At 45.5% G+C, this 19,445-nt stretch carries 19 protein-coding genes; 13 read left to right on the top strand and 6 right to left on the bottom strand.

The features are described 5' to 3' along the window. Positions 1–4: 4 nt before the first annotated feature. Complete coding sequence (locus tag ACKU40_RS19570) at positions 5–304, bottom strand: hypothetical protein (RefSeq protein ID WP_320174451.1); 300 nt, start codon at positions 302–304, stop codon at positions 5–7. 162 nt (positions 305–466) lie between these two features. Between ACKU40_RS19570 and ACKU40_RS19575 the strand changes: the two genes are divergently transcribed. From ACKU40_RS19575 to ACKU40_RS19585, 3 genes are all read left to right on the top strand, one after another. After that, complete coding sequence (locus ACKU40_RS19575; protein ID WP_320174452.1) at positions 467–1,123, top strand: helix-turn-helix transcriptional regulator; 657 nt, start codon at positions 467–469, stop codon at positions 1,121–1,123. Between the two features lie 216 nt (positions 1,124–1,339). Next, positions 1,340–1,507, top strand: coding sequence for a hypothetical protein (locus ACKU40_RS19580; RefSeq protein ID WP_320174453.1), 168 nt, complete (start codon positions 1,340–1,342; stop codon positions 1,505–1,507). A 346-nt stretch (positions 1,508–1,853) separates the two neighbouring features. Beyond that, entirely contained in the window at positions 1,854–2,564 is a 711-nt protein-coding gene (locus tag ACKU40_RS19585) for a UPF0489 family protein (RefSeq protein WP_320174454.1), read from the top strand. Between the two features lie 79 nt (positions 2,565–2,643). On the opposite strand, the gene ACKU40_RS19590 is transcribed toward ACKU40_RS19585, so the two are convergent. Together ACKU40_RS19590 and ACKU40_RS19595 are read right to left on the bottom strand one after the other, a co-directional pair. Further along, complete coding sequence (locus ACKU40_RS19590; RefSeq protein ID WP_320174455.1) at positions 2,644–2,982, bottom strand: hypothetical protein; 339 nt, start codon at positions 2,980–2,982, stop codon at positions 2,644–2,646. Between the two features lie 277 nt (positions 2,983–3,259). Next, positions 3,260–3,841, bottom strand: a complete 582-nt coding sequence (locus ACKU40_RS19595) for a hypothetical protein (RefSeq protein ID WP_320174456.1) — start codon at positions 3,839–3,841, stop codon at positions 3,260–3,262. 79 nt (positions 3,842–3,920) lie between these two features. On the opposite strand from ACKU40_RS19595, the gene ACKU40_RS19600 reads away from it, so the two are divergent. From ACKU40_RS19600 to ACKU40_RS19620, 5 genes are all read left to right on the top strand, one after another. Next, a complete protein-coding gene (locus tag ACKU40_RS19600; protein ID WP_320174457.1) occupies positions 3,921–4,382 on the top strand; it encodes a hypothetical protein in 462 nt (153 codons plus the stop codon). Positions 4,383–4,462: 80 nt separating this feature from the next. After that, positions 4,463–4,636, top strand: coding sequence for a hypothetical protein (locus ACKU40_RS19605; RefSeq protein WP_320174458.1), 174 nt, complete (start codon positions 4,463–4,465; stop codon positions 4,634–4,636). Positions 4,637–4,815: 179 nt separating this feature from the next. Then, complete coding sequence (locus ACKU40_RS19610) at positions 4,816–5,865, top strand: endonuclease/exonuclease/phosphatase family protein (protein ID WP_320174459.1); 1,050 nt, start codon at positions 4,816–4,818, stop codon at positions 5,863–5,865. Between the two features lie 120 nt (positions 5,866–5,985). Further along, entirely contained in the window at positions 5,986–7,035 is a 1,050-nt protein-coding gene (locus tag ACKU40_RS19615; protein WP_320174460.1) for an ABC transporter substrate binding protein, read from the top strand. Positions 7,036–7,055: 20 nt separating this feature from the next. Continuing rightward, on the top strand, positions 7,056–10,076 hold the full coding sequence (locus tag ACKU40_RS19620; RefSeq protein WP_320174461.1) for a response regulator: 3,021 nt from the start codon (positions 7,056–7,058) through the stop codon (positions 10,074–10,076). Positions 10,077–10,086: 10 nt separating this feature from the next. Here the strand turns inward: ACKU40_RS19620 and ACKU40_RS19625 are convergent, their stop codons facing one another. Then, positions 10,087–10,512 carry an iron-sulfur cluster assembly scaffold protein gene (locus ACKU40_RS19625; protein WP_320174462.1) on the bottom strand — a complete coding sequence of 142 codons (426 nt, stop codon included), beginning with the start codon at positions 10,510–10,512 and terminating at the stop codon, positions 10,087–10,089. A gap of 180 nt (positions 10,513–10,692) precedes the next feature. On the opposite strand from ACKU40_RS19625, the gene ACKU40_RS19630 reads away from it, so the two are divergent. Both ACKU40_RS19630 and ACKU40_RS19635 read left to right on the top strand, forming a co-directional pair. Then, the gene (locus ACKU40_RS19630) at positions 10,693–11,610 is read left to right on the top strand and encodes a LysR family transcriptional regulator (RefSeq protein WP_320174463.1); all 918 of its coding nucleotides are present in this window, start codon (positions 10,693–10,695) and stop codon (positions 11,608–11,610) included. 18 nt (positions 11,611–11,628) lie between these two features. Continuing rightward, positions 11,629–12,813, top strand: coding sequence for a GNAT family N-acetyltransferase (locus ACKU40_RS19635; RefSeq protein WP_320174464.1), 1,185 nt, complete (start codon positions 11,629–11,631; stop codon positions 12,811–12,813). Here ACKU40_RS19635 and ACKU40_RS19640 read toward each other — a convergent pair. After that, complete coding sequence (locus ACKU40_RS19640; RefSeq protein ID WP_320174465.1) at positions 12,810–13,415, bottom strand: YqiA/YcfP family alpha/beta fold hydrolase; 606 nt, start codon at positions 13,413–13,415, stop codon at positions 12,810–12,812. The two genes, ACKU40_RS19635 and ACKU40_RS19640, sit on opposite strands and share 4 nt — an antisense overlap. A gap of 235 nt (positions 13,416–13,650) precedes the next feature. On the opposite strand from ACKU40_RS19640, the gene ACKU40_RS19645 reads away from it, so the two are divergent. Together ACKU40_RS19645 and ACKU40_RS19650 are read left to right on the top strand one after the other, a co-directional pair. Then, positions 13,651–14,787, top strand: coding sequence for a GAK system CofD-like protein (locus tag ACKU40_RS19645; protein ID WP_320174466.1), 1,137 nt, complete (start codon positions 13,651–13,653; stop codon positions 14,785–14,787). A 29-nt stretch (positions 14,788–14,816) separates the two neighbouring features. Then, positions 14,817–15,668 carry a deoxyribonuclease IV gene (locus tag ACKU40_RS19650; RefSeq protein WP_320174467.1) on the top strand — a complete coding sequence of 284 codons (852 nt, stop codon included), beginning with the start codon at positions 14,817–14,819 and terminating at the stop codon, positions 15,666–15,668. Positions 15,669–15,757: 89 nt separating this feature from the next. Here ACKU40_RS19650 and ACKU40_RS19655 read toward each other — a convergent pair whose 3' ends face one another. After that, a complete protein-coding gene (locus ACKU40_RS19655) occupies positions 15,758–16,033 on the bottom strand; it encodes a DUF2325 domain-containing protein (RefSeq protein WP_320174468.1) in 276 nt (91 codons plus the stop codon). A 244-nt stretch (positions 16,034–16,277) separates the two neighbouring features. Here ACKU40_RS19655 and ACKU40_RS19660 point away from each other — a divergent pair, with 244 nt between their 5' ends. Further along, positions 16,278–19,388 carry a PAS domain S-box protein gene (locus ACKU40_RS19660; RefSeq protein WP_320174469.1) on the top strand — a complete coding sequence of 1,037 codons (3,111 nt, stop codon included), beginning with the start codon at positions 16,278–16,280 and terminating at the stop codon, positions 19,386–19,388. The last annotated feature ends 57 nt before the right edge of the window (positions 19,389–19,445 follow it).

Raw genomic sequence — 19,445 nt, forward strand, 5'->3', positions numbered from 1 at the left:
AAATTTAACGGGTGGCGATCTGTTCAATCCGGCGTGCAATTTTGCAGAACAGGGTCAGCTCGCATACTTTTTCGTCAATTTCACAGGCGTAGATGTCATCCGCCTCGGCAATCGCGTTCAAGGATTCATAAACCTTGACCAGTGTTTCCGGTGAGATGCGTCCGCAAAGGTCAGTTATCATTTTTCTCAGTTCCATAGGGGCATCATCGAGCAATGACAATTCAACCCCGGCATCACCGAAGTCGAATTCAAAGTGCTCCACGTATTCAGTAGCCAGATTTTTCACAATCAAGTCATTACTCATCAAGCTCTCCAAGGACTATATCCCCTAACTATTTGCATACGTTACTACAAACGAATTTTTTTTGAAAGCTTTCTCTGTTTATAAAAATAGTTGCAATATCGAATTGTGAATGTTAACTATAGATGAACTTTTGCGTTAAACAGTTGTTAATTTGAGGTGCCGATGCAAGCTAAAGATTTCGATTCATTTTTTGAAAGACTGAAGGAACATACAGATATTTCCACTCAGGCCCAGCTGGCCCGTGAACTGGGAGTCGGCAGGGCGGCAGTCTCTCTTGTTAAAAAGAAAGGTGCAGTCCCTCCGCGTTGGATTCTTGAGCTTTCCGTGCGCTACAATCTCGATTCCACTTGGCTTGAGTCCGGTTTAGGTTCTCCGCGTCCGGAAGTTAATGCTATGGAATTTGCAGATGAATTTTCCCGTATTCCAAAGGTTGCAGCCCGCCTTTCCGCTGGGGGCGGATCATTTGAAACAGGCGGTGAAATTGAAGGCTTCTACGCCTTCCGCAAGGATTGGATTGGCGGCAAAGGAAACCCTTCCGATATGGTTTTAATGGAAGTTTATGGCAACAGCATGGAGCCGGAATTAAAGGAAGGTGACATTGTTCTGTTGGACCAATCCCGTAAAGATATTCTTGCCGGTGGTATTTACGCTGTAGGTGTCGAAGATACTGTCATGGTTAAAAGGGTGGAAAAGCGCCCCGGTCAAGTTGTCCTGCATAGTGACAATAAAGATTATTCTCCTATTTATCTCGGTGGTGATGAGCTTGAGAATGTGCGTGTTCTTGGGCAGGTTGTCTGGGTTTCCCGCGAATATCATTAGTTTTATTCAAATCTTGTTTTACAGGCCTCCCCTTGGGGAGGCTTTTTTTGTGCCTTGATTTAGTTGAAGTTAACTTAGCGTAAAGGTTTTGTTGTGTATTGTTTATTTTAAGTTGACACTGGTGTTTTGTTGTGATTAATTGAAGTCGTCACATGGCAAGGGCACGCCGGGAAGGCGGATTTCAATCCAGATGAATTCACGAAACAGGAGTCGGTCATGCAGGAAAGATTTTGCAAATGCGGTAACAGGGTTATGGTCCAGTACCACAGCAAAAAGGACGAAGCATGGTTTATCCGTTTCTGGGTTATGGGGAACACTTTCGGCAAGACCATTCGTGTCTGCCCGGTCTGCGGTTCTCCTCTCGATATAAATAGTCTCAAGTAATTATTGCCGGACAGGGGCAGCTTTATGCTTTCTTGTCAGGGCTACAGTTGCAGTTCTTTTTGACTGCACAGATATATTTTTATTTTTCTGCAGGCTTCTCCCCTGTTGCCTGCCGGAAGACAGCACCGTCTCATCTACACACTTAATCCATCTCTCATCATGGCAGATTGTCCGTCGGGGGCAATCTGCCGCACCCTTTTTTCGATTTTCCCAATTTTAAAATTTATCTGAAAACAGTCGTTCTACGTCTGCACAAGGCCATCCAGTGCAGGCTGGACCGGAAGGCGGCAGGCTGGTACACACTTTGTGTTTCTCAGCTTTATGCTTGAATTTTCGGAGGTAAACAATGGGTGAATGGTTAGTAAATTTTCAGGGACGCAACCACTCAACAGCTATCAAGCTGAACTTCCTGTGGAAGCAAGATAATATATTCATAATGGATAACCATCGTGCTGCCTTCTGGTGCTGGATGGAGAGTTTGAAGAAGGGTGAGAACCTGAACCTGTTCCATGTGGACCGCCATTTTGATGCTTTATTTTCAGCGCAGGATTATTCTAATTTCCCACATGCAGATTTTGAGAATTTCGGGATCAATGAATACCTCGAGTGCGGATATGACAACGATTTTTTCGCCGTGACCCCACTGTTCCGCTGGGATAATTATCTTGGCCTTTTTATTGAAAAGTATGGGGAAAGAATCTCAAACTGGGCTTTTGCCACTCATGGTAAAGGTTCGGCTCCGCAATCAATCCGTTATGCTGCCTACGAACCTTGGGAGTTTCCGGCAGCGCTTGGCGAATTGGAGGGCAACTGGATTTTTAACCTTGATCTGGATTATTTCTTCGGGCGCATGGCTGACGGGAAAATGAATCGGCTTTTCACCGATGAATATATTGAAGGCTGGGGAACTGAATTACGTAAGGCTCTAGATGGCGGTGTCATTAAAAACCTGACCATAAGTCTCAGTCCGGAATGTGCTGCAGGCTGGGAAGGAGCCGAGAAAGCCTTGTCTGTTCTTAATCAGGGACTCGGAATAGACTTTTCCCTTCCTGAATAGATGTCTGTATATGGATTAGGAAAACCCCCGGTAATCTTTAAAGGATTACCGGGGGTTTTGGATTTTATAGCAGGTTGGATTAGTCTCTGTTCCAGACTTTGAATTTGTGGTTGGCAAAAAAGTCCGTGTAGAGTTCTTCCGCTTTTTCCTTGAATTTATCGTCATGCATGATCAGCACGCTCAGGGCTTCATATTTGAAATAAGCAACAACATCATCCCAGTCTATTTCTTCGTTGTGGTCTTTATGTCGGAAGCCTTGCAGGCCCGGTTCTACCAGTTTCTGGGTCATGGGGTCGTCCACCCCGGCAGTTTTGAAAAAATCGCAGATTTCTTTTTTTACTTCTTCCGGCCAGTCTGTTTCACCAAGTGGGATAAGATCCTGAAATTTGTTCTCTTGACCTTTTTTCAAAATATACATTCTAAACTCCGTATTTCAGTTTCCGTTTATTAAGTTTGATTATGGAGTAAAAACATTTGTTTTTCAAGATCCACCGAGCATCCTAATTCTAAATTTAAGAAAGCTTGAAAGCCGATCGTAACACTTAAATTGCGGTTAATTGTAACCTTTATGTCATGTTTTGTGCGTTGGTTGTGCTATTGTCAGTTCAACAACACTTCATGCATCTTTCAAGAAAATGTACCAGCCTCTTCCCAGCAATGCCCCCGGTCATCCCTGACACCCAGGCCGGGGGCATTCAGTCTTCAATTCTTATGAATCTGCCGATGATCTGACCTGTTGCCGGATTTGAAGGGGAGTCATCAAATTCAGTTTTCAAGAAAGTCAGTGCCGAATAATCTGGTGAAAAAACAAGTGTCCTGATTTGAGAATTTCCGCCTCTTCCGTATTCTATAATATCTGTAATGTAGACAGTGTTTCCGGATATAGTCACTGACCTGCGTACTTCATTTTTATCCAGCATCCACGTTGATTCAAGATAGTCACCTGTCTTAGGAATAATATAGCTGTCGTAATGGCTTATTCGCTCTGTTTCTCCTGTTTCAATGTGGAGTTTGGCTTCAGCTGCAACCAGTTTTCCTTTGTAGTGGACAGTAACCTTTCCTTTAAAAGTTCCGGTGAAGCGGGCGTTGTTCTCCTCATTTATTTCTGCCTTATCTTGCGGGGCTGGCTGTTGAGTTGCTTCTTCTGTTTTAGCTCTTTCAGGAAATATTGCTTCGTAACGCGGACGTTTCAAATCTTTGAGATGATCGATATCCTGAGCAGTTGCAAAAGATGTCATTAAAAAGAGTATGCTTATAACAGCAATGAATGTTTTCATAATGAAACTCCATGGTTTTACTGACTGTTGTTTTGCGTTATGCTAGCAGTTGATAAAATCGTGAGTGGAGGATTAGTATATGGTTCGCATTGTTTTTGTTGTCATGTTGTTTTGTGCAGGTTTATTTGTTTGTGTACCCCATCTTCAGGCTGAAATGAAGATCACTCTTACTGATGGAAAGGTTATTGAGGTTCCGGTTTCTGAGGTTGATGTAAAGTCCATTGAGTACGTTGATCCTCAAGATCTGCAAGATGGTGCCATGCCTGATAAGGTTATCAGGGTACAGAGTGCAAAATACGGCAATATCAGTTTTGAGCTTGAGGGCGAGCTGGGATACAAACAGTATTTCTGCGACGCAAAAGAAGCATTGGTAAAGATGTGTGACGGTAAAAATAAGTGCAGGATCATTGTGGGGAATACTATTTGCGGTGACCCTTATCCCGGTAAGGGTAAGTATCTGTACGTTGAATATACCTGTGGTCAGAAGCTTAAAAGGGCAAAAAAATCTCAGACTGAGGCTATGCTCCTGAGCTGTCCTTAAATTAAGGACTCTTCCTCCGGTAGGATCGATTTTTGCTTGCAAGAGCAAAGGTGAAATTTATTCCTGCTGGAGGATTGCGTATGAGGAATACCCTTGCGCTGGGCTTGATCCTGCTCAGCGGCATGCTGCTTTTGAATTCAGGATATGATGTCTATCGGTGTTTTGTACCAAAAAAAATTGCGGAGCCGGTACCGGTAAGGCTGGTTCGTGTTGAAGGAAAAAATTGCCCTCTTTATTATCCTGAGGGACAGTAAGAAAACTCCCCTGCTGAAATTCAGCAGGGGAGTTTTCTTACTTTAAAAGGGTAAATTTGCCGTTGTGCATTCGTTTCCATATATAGTATTTAGTCATGCTGTGTTCGAAACAGAGACGAAACCAAAAACAACCATTGTGTGGATCAACTTATTCTATTTCAGGATGATGGGTAAATAATATGTATGCACTGTTTAAGCTTTTTTTCTCTATACTCTTCTTTGTATCCATCCTTGCCGCGGGTTATTTTCTGATCAGGTGGTTTGTTGATCCAGTGTACCGGATAGGTGCTTTGGAGAATGGGGAAGTCCTTAAGTTTAGCGGTGAGACTCAAGCCGGAGAAATATATAGCGGCAAATTGAAAGTGTTGAGTTATAATTTGGGATTTGCCGCCGGGCCAATGCAACACACTCTTGCAGATGATCATCCTGAAGATTTTTTCACTGCTAATCTGGATGAATTTATTAATCTGGTCAGAACAGAAGATGCTAATATCGTGCTTTTACAGGAAGTAGATCTTGATTCCAAGCGTTCGTGGTACATGAATCAATTGAATTATATCATGGACCGTTTGGGGTGGGGATATGCCGCTCCGGTGGTGGATTGGGATATGTATTTTCCCCTGCGCAAAGAACGCAAGATAACCAAAGCCACAGTTGTTATTTCAAAATTTCCCATTGTTTCCAATGATTATACTCAGACTTCCTGTAAACCTGATTTTGAAAACCGGATATTGAACCTTTTTTATTACCCTCTGCTCTGGAAATCGACTATGCAGCGCGTGGCGGTTGAAGTCGGCGGAAAGCGTGTTGATATATACAATGTTCATCTTTGCGTATGGAACAGGGACGCACGGGTGGCACAGGCAGAATACCTTGCCGAATGGATCAAAAGAGAAAGCCGGGATGTTGATTATATTATCGGGGGCGATTTTAATTTTCAGGCCTATATCAGAGGAACCCCTATTCCCGAAGAGGACCTCAGCAAACCTCCATTTATCAATAAATTTCGTGAAAAATTAGATGGGGTCAGTGAAATACTGAGTAGTCCGGGGCAATCTGCTGATATATTGCATAAAAATTTTACTTTTGAAGAACGCAAGCATCGTTACGACTTTCTTTTTTACTCCAAGGGTTTATTATTAGAGTCCGCACAGGTGGTCGATGCCATTGCAGCATCTGATCATTATCCTGTTTTTGGTTCTTTTCTGTTTGTAAGACAGTCTTTTTGATTGTTTGAATAACTTAAAATGGGAGATGTTTAGCTGTTTGGATCGTTGAAAAAGTGATATAGTATTTCCGCAATCAATTTACTGTGATGTCCAAGAGTTATTTTGTACTGTGGAGATGTGATGAAGAAAATACTTTTAGTGTTTGTCATATTTTGTCTTTTTTGCAGTTCGGCTTTAGCCGGAGAAGCAAAGACAAAGAATATCATGATTGTTCATAGTTACGATCTGGATAATATTTGTGGTGAACCACAGCATCAGGGAGTTGTGGAAAGCCTTGCAAAAGCGGGATTTGTTGCTGGAGATAATTTAGATGTCCACCAGTACGCCATGGGAACTAAAAAGGTGAATAATACCCCAGAACTTATGGCGAAACAGGTAGAAATAGTTCTGGAAAAAGTCGGTTCAATTCGGCCCGATGTCCTTGTTCTGCTTGATGATAATGCTTTCAGAACTGTCGGCCTCAAGCTTGTGGATACTGATATTAATATTGTTTTTTCCGGTTTGAATGGGCAACCCGAAGATTATGATAGAAAAGTAAAGTGGATGAATTCACGTTCTGCTCCGGGACACAATATAACTGGGGTATACGAGAAGCTCCATTTCATCGATGCATGCAAGGTTCAGAAAAAAATTCTTCCGGGGCTCAAGAAAATGTTGGTGGTTTCAGATGAATCTCCCACCGGCAAGGCTGTACTCAAACAGTTGGGGCTGGAAATAGCGGAAGGTGAAAGTGATCTGGGTATTGAATTTGATTTCCGTATTGCAACTTCTTGGGAAGAATACATGGAGATTATGGGGCAGGCCTGTTCCGACTCGACTATTGGCACCGTCTATCCGGCAGCGACCTTGTTGAAGGATAAAAACGGCAAGAGTCGGGCAACTGCGGATATTATCAAATGGACGGTAGCTAATTGCCGTATTCCTGGAATATCAATCAATTATTCTTTTGCACGTTTGGGAATGCTCGGGGGGGCCGGAGTTGATTTTATTGCTATGGGCAGACAGGCCGGCGTAATGGTTGCCGCTGTTTTGAACGGGAGATCTCCCGGAGATATTCCGGTTGAAGAAGCGGAGCGTTATGCCCTTGTTTTTAATCTCAAGCGGGCTAAAGAGTTGGGGATGGAAATTCCCGCCGATATTTTAATGGCTGCTGATGTTGTTTACAAATAGTTGAAATTCGCGTTGCTGAAATGAGAAAAATATCTTCCTACAGGCTTTCAACCCTAGTGGCTGCCGCAATTTGCGGGATGGCTATTGTTACCGCCCTCGCTATGGGTGGAGTCTTTTCTTACAGTTATTTCAGTACACTGAAAAATGAATATCATGACCGTGTGCGTGCTGAGGGGCAGGAAGTAAGCCTTGAATTGTACAGCTTCCTGCATCGTGCAATGGCACGCCTTGGAGAGTTGAGTAAGGATAACTCTATCCGGGTTGCCATAATGATGGGGGTGGACTACCCGCTCTCCGAAAAGCTGTCAGAGTATGATCAAGCACCCTTAGGAATAGACTTCTTTGTGCTTCGTAAGGATGACGGCAGAATTTTTATATCCTCGCCCAGACCGTTTGATGAACCTTATATTCAAAGTGCACTGGAAAGTTCTCCTCATCGCTGTTCTTTTTGCAGATCTGCGGGGGGAGGTTTTATGACCGTATTTTCGCTGCCTATCCGCAGCAGGTCTGAGATTGTAGGGAGTGCCGCTTGTTTGGTTGATTTTTCAAGGTCAGAGCTGGTGACAACATTCCAGAATTCCCACGAAAGCAGGATGGTACTGTTTGATCAGGGTAAAGCTTATGATCTGATTTCCGGTGAAGTTTTGTCTTTGTCTATGGGGGAATCCTCGGAAAGCAAAGATCTTATGCAGGTCCGTATCGGAAAAGAACAGCGGGGGATTTTATACCGCAGCGAACTTGTTCCGGGTTTGGCTTATTTTGTTTCAGACGCCAAGTTTAATAGCGCCTTGAGTCATACTTTCTGGCTTTTATTGCCTCTGTTCGGTGTTGTCATAGGGCTTTGCATAATAGTTTCTCTCATTTTGAGCAGCAAGCTTACCCGCCCGTTGCGCATAATTACTGCTTCCGCTGAGGGTATTTCCAAAGGCGAAGAGGGTGATATCCCTGATCGTGACAGTCGTATCTCAGAAATTAATGCACTGGGGAACGCTCTTTCCTCCATGCTTGAAAACCTGCGCAGAACCCGTAGTTTGGAACAGTATCAGTTCTTTTTTGATAATGTCGATGATCTGGTCTGCATAACCGATATGGACGGTGTTTTTCTAAGGGTGAACAGCGGCGGAGCAGATTTTCTCGGATATGGGCGTGATGAATTTTTAAGGAAGACCGTATTTGAGCTTGTGCCTCCGTATGAGCGGGAAAGTCTGCGTGGTCTCATGAACAGTCTTTTCATGGATAACGATTCCTTGCAGTTCGAGTGTCCGGCTGTGGCCAAGTCCGGTGAGATTGTATACACCGATGTGCGTTCCCGGCGGATTACCTATCATGGACAGGATGTTCTTTTGAGTGTTGTTCGTGATGTGACGGACCGTAAACGTGATGAAGAAGAACTGCAGCATTATGCCGCTGAATTGCTGAAAGCCAAAGAAATAGAAGAACGCAACTCAGCCCACATGGCGGATACTCTCAAGAAGCTTGAAGAGGCAATGACCAGAGCAGAGGTTGCCAACCGCACTAAAAGTGAGTTCTTAGCCCAGATGAGCCATGAAATACGGACACCCATGAATTCAATTCTGGGCATGGCCGACATGCTTTCTGATACCCGTCTGACCACCGAACAAAGAAGTTATGTGTCCATTTTCAGGGATTCCGGTAAGGCATTGCTCAATTTAATTGATGATATCCTTGATCTGTCCAAGATCGAATCCGGTAAACTTACCCTTGAGCATACGAAATTCAATATTGATGATCTTGTGGATGAAGTCTCCGGCATCATGTCTGTGAGTGCCTGGAAAAAAAATCTGGTTTTTGCCTGCCATGTTGACCCCAGTTGTCCGGCTTATTTTGATGGTGATCCGACAAGAATTAAACAGATTCTGGTTAACCTGCTCAGTAATGCCATAAAGTTTACCGATGCCGGTTCAGTTGTGCTGGAGATTTTTTCCTCCCCCGGCATTCAGGGAAAGACTGTACTGCATATGGTTGTGCGTGACAGCGGCATAGGAATTTCTGAAGAGAAATTCAAAGATATCTTTGAAAATTTTGTGCAGGCCGATTCGTCCACAACCCGTAAATACGGTGGGACAGGACTCGGCTTGTCCATTACCCGCAACCTTGTAGAGTTGATGAACGGGCATATTGATGTTCGGAATATTTTGTCAGGGGGAGCGGAGTTCCGCACCGATATTGAGGTTGGGAGTATTGATGAAATTGACGGAAATACCCGGAAAATCAGGGACGCAATAAAGGGCCGTCAGGTTCTGGTTATTGATGAGCGGGGACAGGTTCGGGATTATATCTGCAAGTGCCTGAGTGAGTGGGGAGCCTCTTGCATGGCCGCCGGAGATTTAAATTTTGCCTGTGTGCAGAGTGAGTCCTGCCGCAGTAATGCCGAACTGGTAATTGTTTCCGATCTGCTTGGCGAGGAAGGTGGATTGAGCGAAATAGAATCCATCAAAGCCCGGCTGAACAGTGAGAATCCTGTATTATGTACTCTTTCTTCTTCTCCCGGAGTTAGTAGTAACAGTCCTGAAATAAATAATCTTTTCGGTGTTAAGGGCAGTGTGCACTGGCCTGTTACACGTGGAGGGCTGCGCAAGGCGATGCTTAATATTTATGGCGAATCTTCCGTTGGTGAGGAAAATCGGGAAGAGACAGTCGAACTTAAGCCTTTGCGTATTCTTGTGGTTGAAGATTCGGAAAATAACCGCATGTTGCTGGATTTTTTCCTTAAAGATACTCCGTTCAGACTACGCTTTGCCACCAACGGTGATGAGGCTGTGAACATGTACCGGTTAAATAATTTTGATCTGGTTTTGATGGACATACAGATGCCCGGGAAGGACGGGCTTGATGCCACCCGCGAAATCAGAGCCTACGAATGGGAAAACGGATATCCGGCTACCCCGATATTGGCTTTAACAGCCAATGCTCGAGATGAAGACCGAAAAAATTGTCTCAAGGCAGGATGCAGCGGATTTTTGTCCAAGCCCATCAAAAAGATATCCCTGATAAAGGGAATTCTCAGGCACAGTCTGTAGTTTGTGCGGGCTATTTTTTTTGCAGCCAGTTTCCCAGTGCTTCCTGCATTGCAGAAGAGGCCAGATGGGCGCAATGAGTTTTATCCTCGGGCAGTCCGCCGAGTCTTTCAAGAATGTCTTCGCCGTCAATTTCTGATGCTTCGTCAATACTTTTACCTATGCACAGTTCACAGACCATGTCACTGCTGACAATGCTGGGTCCGCACCCGGTGGTGAAGAAGGAAGCTTCACTGACGGTGTTGTTGTCTATCTTGAGGTAGATTCTGATGATATCGCCGCAGTTTCCCTTCATTTCACCGATGCTGTCCGGGTTTTCCATTGTCCTGGCGTATGTCGGATTATGCCAGCGGGAAGTTTCCTTACCAAACATGTCGTGGGCAGCGTCATTGCATTGCTGCTGAATATTAGAAAGCAGATCGTCCAGATTATCACTCATAAAAAAACTCCTATTTTAGATAAAGCGTGCAGAGGTTGGCTCAAGGCGGGAAAAAAAGCAATCAAACTTTTGGCCGATTTTTGCCTGCGGAGTTTAATATTGTAATTATACAGGTTTTATTGTTGAATGAAACCAGACCGGAGAATTTCTTCCGGTTGGCTATAAAATGGATTCTAATTGATGGAATTAAGGCAGTTGAGATATTTTATTGCTGTGGCCGAGGAATTGCACTTCGGACGTGCGGCCCGCAGGGTGCATATCGCCCAGCCTCCTTTTTCGCAGCAGATCAAGGGACTGGAGGAAGAGCTTGGTGCGCGCTTGCTGGAGCGCAACAGCCGTAAAGTACGCCTCACCAATGAAGGACGCTATTTTTATAAGCAGGCTCTGGATATTGTGGCACAGGCGGAAGAGGCTGCAGCTACTGTAAGCAGGATGTCCAAGGGAGAATACGGTAATATCAAGGTTGGGTTCATGGAGATTGCCATGGATAGTCTTTTACCGGAGGCTGTGCGTTCTTTCAGCCACAGGTACCCCGGAGTATCGGTGCGGTTAAGCCAGTTCGGTGCTTCCATCCAGTTGGAGAGGATTCATTCCGGAGAGTTGGATGTGGGCTTTTCAACGGTATACCTGCGTGCCATGGAAGGGTTGTCTTCGGTTAAGCTGTTTTCCAGAAAACATGTGCTCGCGGTGCCGGAAGATCATATCTTTACCTCTGAAAAAAGCGTATCATTGACTGAGATCGCAAGGGAGAATCTGCTCATGTTTCCCCGGAGCGGACAGCCGGACCTTTATGACGCCATCATGACAGCATTTACCTCCCGGGGATTGATGCCGAAGGTCAAGCAGGAAATTTCGGGTCTTTCAGGTGCATCAGCCTTGATTTCATCTGGCATGGGGGTAACTTTTCTGCCTGAAAACAGCCGTGTGTCACGCAAGGGAATTGCCATGGTGCCTATAAGCGATGACTTTCCGCGTATGGATATCTATATGGTATGGAACAGTGAAGATTACTCCAACACGGCGGGAGTATTTATGGAATGGGTTGCGGATTATTTTTCGGTATCAAAATCATTTGCCGGGAAAGTTAGCGGTCAGTAGTTTTTTTAGGGTTGGTAAATGACTGATATTCTGGACGGACTTGAAATTTCATGGATTCCTTCAATCACAGAAGTTGAGCGTGATGAATGGAACCTTCTTGCGAAGGGATTGAATTTTCCTTTTCTTGAATGGGACTGGCTGCGGCTAATCGAGCAGAGCAGGAGTGCCACGCCGGAAACCGGTTGGCTCACAGCCCATCTGCTTGTCCGTTCCGAGGGACGTCTCGTGGGCGCGGCTCCTCTTTTTGTCCGTGATCAGAGTGAAGGTGAATTTATTTTTGACCGGGTCTGGGTGGAAGTGGCTCAGAAGGGCGGGATGACCTATTACCCCAAGATTGTGGGTATGAGTCCTTATACCCCGGCATCAGGATATCGTTTTATGGTGGCTCCTGATGTTCCTTCAAAAAGGATCACCTCATTAATCAGCCAGACACTTGACCGTTTCTGCTCAATTAACGGGCTGGGCAGTTGTGCCTTCAATTTCGTAGACCCTGACTGGAGTATTGAAATGGAGGCCTACGGTTATGCCGCTTGGAGGCATCAGGGGTACGTTTGGACAAATGATGATTACCGTGATTTTGACCATTGGCTGGCAACCCTGAACAGTAACAGACGTAAGACTGTCCGGCGTGAGCGTAAGACCTTGCGCAGTGATAACATTCGGGTACTGACCTTGACTGGTTATGAAATACCGGACCGTTATTTCGACCTCATGTATAGATGTTACGTATCCACCAATGATAAGTTCGGAGTCTGGAGCTGCAAGTACCTCACCCCTGACTTTTTTGAGATGTTGAAGCAGAACATGCGGGAAAACCTCATGTTTACAGTAGCCTTACGAGGCGATGACCCTGAACCGCTGGCACTCTCTATGTTCGTTTTTTCCGATGACAGGCTCTGGGGCAGGTACTGGGGGTGTTTTGAGGAAGTTCGTTTCCTTCACTTTGAACTCTGCTATTACGCTCCCATTGAATGGGCTATAGCTAACGGCATAAGTATCTATGATCCCGGTATGGGCGGTGAGCATAAGGCCAGACGCGGATTCTTTTCCACTCCCTCATACAGCCTGCACAAATTTACCGATCCGTCCATGGACCTGACTTTCAAGACTTATATTCAGGAAGTAAATAATCTTGAAAATGGCTACATCAGCGAGATGAATGATCTCATGCCTGTCGGCCGTTTGGGCGGGGATAAAGATTAACCCCGTAAGCTCAGCAGGAATTCCCTGACTTTTAAATTGTGGCGGCAGACTTGCTCATATCCTTCAAAGCGGTGGTCGGTATTGTAGGAAATAATATCAGCACCGGCTTTTCTGAGTATTGATTTCATGATTTTCTGATCAAGCAGTTCATCCTGTTCCCCGATCAGGGCCAGTACCTCTCCATTATGGACGCCTTTTTCCGCAATCCCCTTGTTCAATTCATCTTCCACTTTTGCAAAGCGGTTTACGTGATCTTCTGTAATGAGAATGCTGTCACCGTTGCTGAATTCGTATATTTCGCCCAGACGGTTGCGAACCAGCGCTGCCGGGGTCAGTGCCGGGTTAATGAGCAGTGCCGGTACGGAATGACGGAAATGCATTATCAGTGAAAACAGGCCGCCCATGGATGACCCCTGCAGGATTAACGGGCGATTTATGTTTTCCAGCACAATGGCCTCGATTATTTCCAGGGACTCCAGTGGATCCGGGGGCAGATCAGGGCTGATAAGTTCATGATCGTGGAAGTTCTCGCTCAGTGCTGCAGCCTTTGAGTTAGCGCCTGAAGATCCAAATCCGTGTATGTTAAGAAAAATGTTTTTCATATCAGTAAGATTGAGGTATGTTGTTTGCTAATTATAAAAATAGAGTCTGCCGGATATATTGCCCTGAATAATAAAAAGGGTGTCTGTCTGCAAGGGAAACAGGGATTGTTTTTGCAGAACAGGTAGCGGACTTAGTTGTTTTTACATGGCGGTTTTCGAAGTGTATTTTTTCTCTTTTTTACCTGTGGTTTGGACTTTCCTATAAAAGTGCAGTGAAAAAACAGGCGGGACGCCAGTGAGCAAAGAGCATCCGGAAATTGTGTTTTTCAGCGGGGGGACGGCCTTGAACAGTTTGGCCGCCGAGCTCGCGAAAGTCAATCCGAAGTGTGCTTATATCATTACCACTTTTGATTCCGGGGGTAGCTCTGCTGCCCTGCGGGAAGTCTTCGACATGCCTGCTGTTGGTGATGTCCGCAACCGTTTGCTTGCCCTTGCGGATAAGGACAGTCCCGAGAAGTCAAATATTGTTGAGCTTCTTGCCACACGCTTGCCCCGCTTTGCGGACAAGACCGCTCTTTATGGACAGCTTTCCCACCTTGCAAATGGTTCACACTCACTTATGGACGGTTTTTCTGAAGTCGTACGGAAAATTCTTTCCGACCGCTTTGCCCTGTTTATTGAGCTGGCAGGGGATCATTTTGACCCGGTTAATGCCAGTCTTGGAAATATAGTGCTTGCCGCAGGGTTTATGGCTCACCAGCGAATACTTGCCCCGCCCATTGCCCAGCTTTCCCGGCTTATCGGGGCAAGGGGAATTGTCCGTGCTTCCACTGTTGATAACGGTCATTTGGCTGTACGTTTAGAGAACGGTGAAATTCTGGCGGGGCAGCATCAGTTTACAGGTAAGGAGACTGACCCCATATCCTCTCCCATTGACGGCATGTGGATTTGTTCCGGCGTGGACGATCCTTGGCCGCGTGCGGTACATGGTTCTTCGCTGGCAATAAATCTGATTAATAACGCGGATATAATCGTTTATCCCATGGGCAGTTTTTATTCCAGCATGCTGGCTGCTATTTCTCCTCAAGGATTGGGACACGCTATTTCATTAAATCCCTGCCCCAAAGTATTCATTCCGAATATGGGATTTGATCCGGAACTGATCGGGCACAATATTAATCTGCAGATTGAGCGGCTGCTTGAAGTGCTGCGTATGGATAATTCAGCTTATATCGGCTCGGAAGCAGTACTTGATTATATTCTTATCGATTCTGAAAATGGCACTTATCAGGAAGATCCTGACTTTGCAGCCTTGGAAAAGTTTCCTTTGAAAGTAATTGACCGCACGCTGGTTTCAGAAGACTCTGACGGACTGATTGATCCACGACTGCTGGCTCCGATACTCATGGAACTGGCTTCGGTGAAGAACTAGGATTTGCAAACCCGAGAAGGAAATTTTCTATGTACATAGGTGCCCATATGCCCATAACCGGCGGGGTGGATAAGGCTGTTGAGCGGATTATGTCTGTCGGCGGAACAGCTTTGCAGATTTTTACCCGCAACCAGCGTCAGTGGAAGGTAAAGCCGCTTGAAGAAAAGGTAGTGGAAAATTTTAAGAATTTACGTGAAGAGTGGGGCAATTATCCGGTCAGTGTTCATGACTCCTATCTCATAAATCTTGCTTCTCCAAAATCGGACAGTGCTGATAAATCAGTGAAAGCCTTTTCTGAAGAACTGCGCCGTACCGAAAAGCTGGGCATTGAATATCTGGTTACCCATCCCGGCTCCCACCTTGGTTCCGGTAAGGTTGAAGCACTTGAAAGGTATGTCGCAAATCTGGATCAGGCCATTGCTCTTTCGGAAACCGAGGAAGTAAAGGTGCTTATCGAGAATACTGCCGGTCAGGGGACCAATCTGGGCAGCAGGTTCGGGGAATTGGCTACTATTCTGGAAGATTCCGGTTATACATCGCGCATGGGAGTCTGTTTTGACACCTGCCATGCCTTTGCTGCCGGGTATGACCTTCGTAGTGCTGAGTCATGCGCAGAAGTGTTCGAACGCTTTGACAAGTTGATCGGACTAGATTTTATCCGTTTTTTTCATCTCAATGACAGTAAGCAGGGGCTTGGTTCCAATAAGGATCGTCACGAACATATCGGGCAGGGAAATATCGGACTCGAAGGATTCAGGTATATCATCAATGATGAACGGTTTGCAGCCGTGCCCAAGGTCATTGAAACTCCGAAAGAAGACGACCCGGATTTCAAGCTTGATAAAATGAATATTGATCTTTTGCGGTCCCTGCATGAGTAGCAGGGCTCAGAAATGTGTGTCCTCGGCTGGCTGAAAGACTGTCTCCAAACCGTCTTTCCCGCCGGGATGCCGATTCTGCATCGTTGGTATTAAAGATTTTCAAGGCAGCTTTTCAGGGTGGAAACTCCGCAGGAGTGGAACATGTGCAGAGGGATCTGCTTGGCCTTGGTGTACTTCATTATGTCTTTTTTTGCTGCATGGGAGATCTGGTTGGTGAAGATAATTACATGATCGGCACTGCCTAATTTTGCAGAGACCTTATTTTCTTTTCCCGTGAATACCTTAAGCTTAACGCCTTTTTCCTTGGCTGAAACAATGTAATCCCGTTTTAGCCTGTCCATTCCGCCGATAAGAGCTGCGCACATAGTTGCCTCCATTTGTTTTGGTGTTGTTTATTATTTAGTGAAAATGATTCTCAGTGTCAAGTTGGGGTTTGTTTTTTTCTGAATTTGTGCGAAAAATAAGCCTAAGTATGCTAAGATTGTTACAATATTTTTAATTAAGCTATATGGTTTGCCTTAGGTCATGTTAATCTATTACGAATTTTAGAGCGTAATCTTTACTGAATGATTTAATTTTATATCTCCAGGAATGGAACTGTCTGATTTGATGAGTGAAAATAATACAAGCCATAAAAGCCGTTCGGGCTACCGTATCCTGCTGATCTGTACGATTTTAATCTTTGCCGGATTTGTCGGACTGATTTTGTGGACGGGCTATTCCTCTCAATTGCAGGTCAGGAACACTGCCCGTGAATTGTTTGTGGGTGAATCCGCCAAGCGGGCTATGGCTGTAAGTTTTTATTATTCCAAACGGGTTTCTGAATTGAACCGTGTGGCAGCCAGTATGCCTGTTCGTTCCCTGTTCGATGTTTTGAGAGAGGGGGAAACCGCTCAAGAGGCTCCGGTAATAGCTAGAGAGATTTGTTCTCTGCTTAACCAAAGTCTGGCTAAGCGAAGTCTGGGGGATGAACTTGTTTTTTCACGGATTGCCGTACTTGATAAAGATGGTGATCTGATTTTGGACTCTGACAGCGAATGCCTGCTGCATGCAGATGATTATGAGTTTTCCAAATTCAGGGTCCGCCATGGGACTCCGGCTTTTTTTCCCGGAGAGTATGGCGGGGAGCTTTCTATCGTCGTCAGTGTTCCCATTGATGCCTCTCTGGGGATAAGGGGGACTGTTGTCGGTTGGACTCGAGTGGAAAGCCTGCATCGAAGTCTGGATTTTATGACAATATCTCCGTCTGTGGGGACGGATTTTCTACGTGTTGGCGGAGTTGTTGTTGCTGTATCAGATGTTTCTGCTCGGCATAGCGGAGAACTGCTGCTCATGGATGTCCTCCACGATTGGGATGGGCTGACTGTGCTGGAGGCCGGTAAATCCGGCCGTGAAGTTGACTATCTGGCGATATCTTCACCTGTTCATGGCACATCACTCAGTGTAATCAGTCTAGTGGAAGAAGGTAAATTTTTCGGATTCTTGAGTATCAGGATGCAGTTTATGCTGTATCTTTTAATCTTTATCCTGATATCGGTCGGGTGTTTCTGGCTTATTCGTGGGGTGTTGAGAAATAAGATTTATGAAGCGCGCATGCAGGAGGCCTCCCGCAGAATAGAGGAGGTAAAGAGACAGAAAGATAAGGTTGAGCAGGAGATTAGGAACCGACACCTCGCGGATGCTCTGCGCAGAAGGGCTGAGATTAAGTTTCGTGACATTTTTGATAATGCTCCCATGGGGATTTTTCAGGCGACTTTGGACGGGAGTTACCTTACAGCAAACAAAGCTCTTGCGGAACTTTACGGCTATGAGAACAGTGATGAACTGATCTCGGAAGTTTCCAGTGTCGGCGATCAGGTTTATATGAATAGCGGTGACTGGCTTCGTTGTGTTCAGATGCTGCGTTTTGCCGGACAGGTGGCATCGTATGAAGTTGAATGTAAGCGCAAGGATGGTGGCACGGTCTGGACCTCCAGAGATATGAGGCTTGTCGAGTCTGAGCCGGGAATGTCCGCTTATGTGGAAGGGTTTGTAATTGATGTAACAGCCCGTAAAAAAGCAGAGAAAGAACAGCTTAAAAGTGAGTGGCGATTTAGGTCACTTTTTGAGAATTCCCCTGTTGCCCTGTGGGAACTCGACATGAGTTCAGTGAAAAAGATTTTTGATTCGTATGGCCCGGACATGTTACCGGTCATCCGCGAAGAGCTTTTGTCTGATCATGAGTCTGTGTCCAGATGTGTAGAGAAAATACGAATAATTGACGCCAATAACCGCACCATAGAATTTTTTGGGACTTCCTCCCTTGAACAGCTGATTAATGTCGGATTTTCTCCTTATGTGACCCAGCATTCATGGCGTATATACAGGACAGTTTTTCTGGATATGCTTAAGGGAGCCCAAAGGCATCGCAGTGAGTTCAGTTTTCTCAGAATGGACGGCAGGGAGCAGTCTTTCATCCTTAACCTGACCATTGTTCCGGGGTGCGAGGAATTGTGGGAGCGGGTTCTTGTAGCTGTTGAAGATATTTCTGAATTGAAAAGGATTGAGAAGGAATTGCGGAGCAGCAGGGAAGAGGCTCAGAAAGCCAATGAGGCCAAAGGCCGCTTTCTGGCCAATATGACCCATGAGTTCAGGACTCCCATGAATGCGGTCAAGGGTATGGTTCAGCTCCTTCAGCGCTCTGAATTGACTTCTGAGCAGCAGGAAAATTTAAGGTTGATTAAATCATCCGTAGACAGCCTGCTGGTCATTGTTAACGATATCCTTGATTATTCAAAGCTTGACTCTGTTCACATGGAATTGAATGAGGAAAATATCGACTTTCCGGCTTTCCTGCAGGAGATGCGCGATGTTGTTGATATCGGGGCTATGAATAAGCCTTTGCAGGTAATCCTTGAAGCTGAGAATGTGCCGAATTGCGTACGTGTTGATAGTCTCAGGCTGCGTCAGGTTCTGGTTAATCTGCTTGGAAACGGGGTCAAGTTTACGGACAAAGGAAGCGTGACCCTTCGGTGCCGACCGGATGGTTCTGCAGGTGAAGGTGATAAGCTTCGTCTGCTTTTTGAGGTTTCGGATACTGGAATCGGTTTACCTAAAGATGGTGCGGAATCTTTATTCGAATCATTCGTGCAGGCCGACCCGAGTATAACCAGAAAATATGGGGGAACCGGCCTCGGCTTGGCAATCTGCTACAAGCTGGTCAAGCATTTGGGCGGTGATCTCGCAGCCCGTAATAATGAGCAGGGCGGAGCCTTATTTTCTTTTGTCCTGCCGGTTGAAGTCTGCCAAAGCTTAAATCAGACGCAGGAAGATGCGGACGGTTTTGAAGATGATTCTGCTTCAGTTGATTATTCCGGCTTGAAAGTTATGGTGGCCGAGGATAGCAAGATGAACCGTATTCTATTGCGCAAGGTTTTTGAGAAGAACGGCCTTAAAAACTATGTGATGGTTGAAAATGGCAAGGATGCAGTTGATGCGTTCAAGGAATCAGACGATTTCGATATAATCTTTATGGATATTCAGATGCCTGTACTTGATGGCTTTGAAGCTGCGCGCGCAATACGTAAAACACACTCTCCGGTCAGGATCGTAGCTCTTACCGCCAATGTGGGGGAAGATTTCCTGCAGAAGTGTTTTGACAGTGGTATGGATTCGCGTATCACCAAGCCTTTCAATGTTGATGACTTGTTGGCCGAACTGGCCAAGGTAGTAAAATCTTAGCGCGTGAACTTTTGGGCGCAGCATAGCGGCTATTTTTCTGTGTCCGATATTTCTTGA

The organism is Maridesulfovibrio sp., assembly GCF_963666665.1.
In the GTDB taxonomy this organism is placed as follows: domain Bacteria; phylum Desulfobacterota; class Desulfovibrionia; order Desulfovibrionales; family Desulfovibrionaceae; genus Maridesulfovibrio.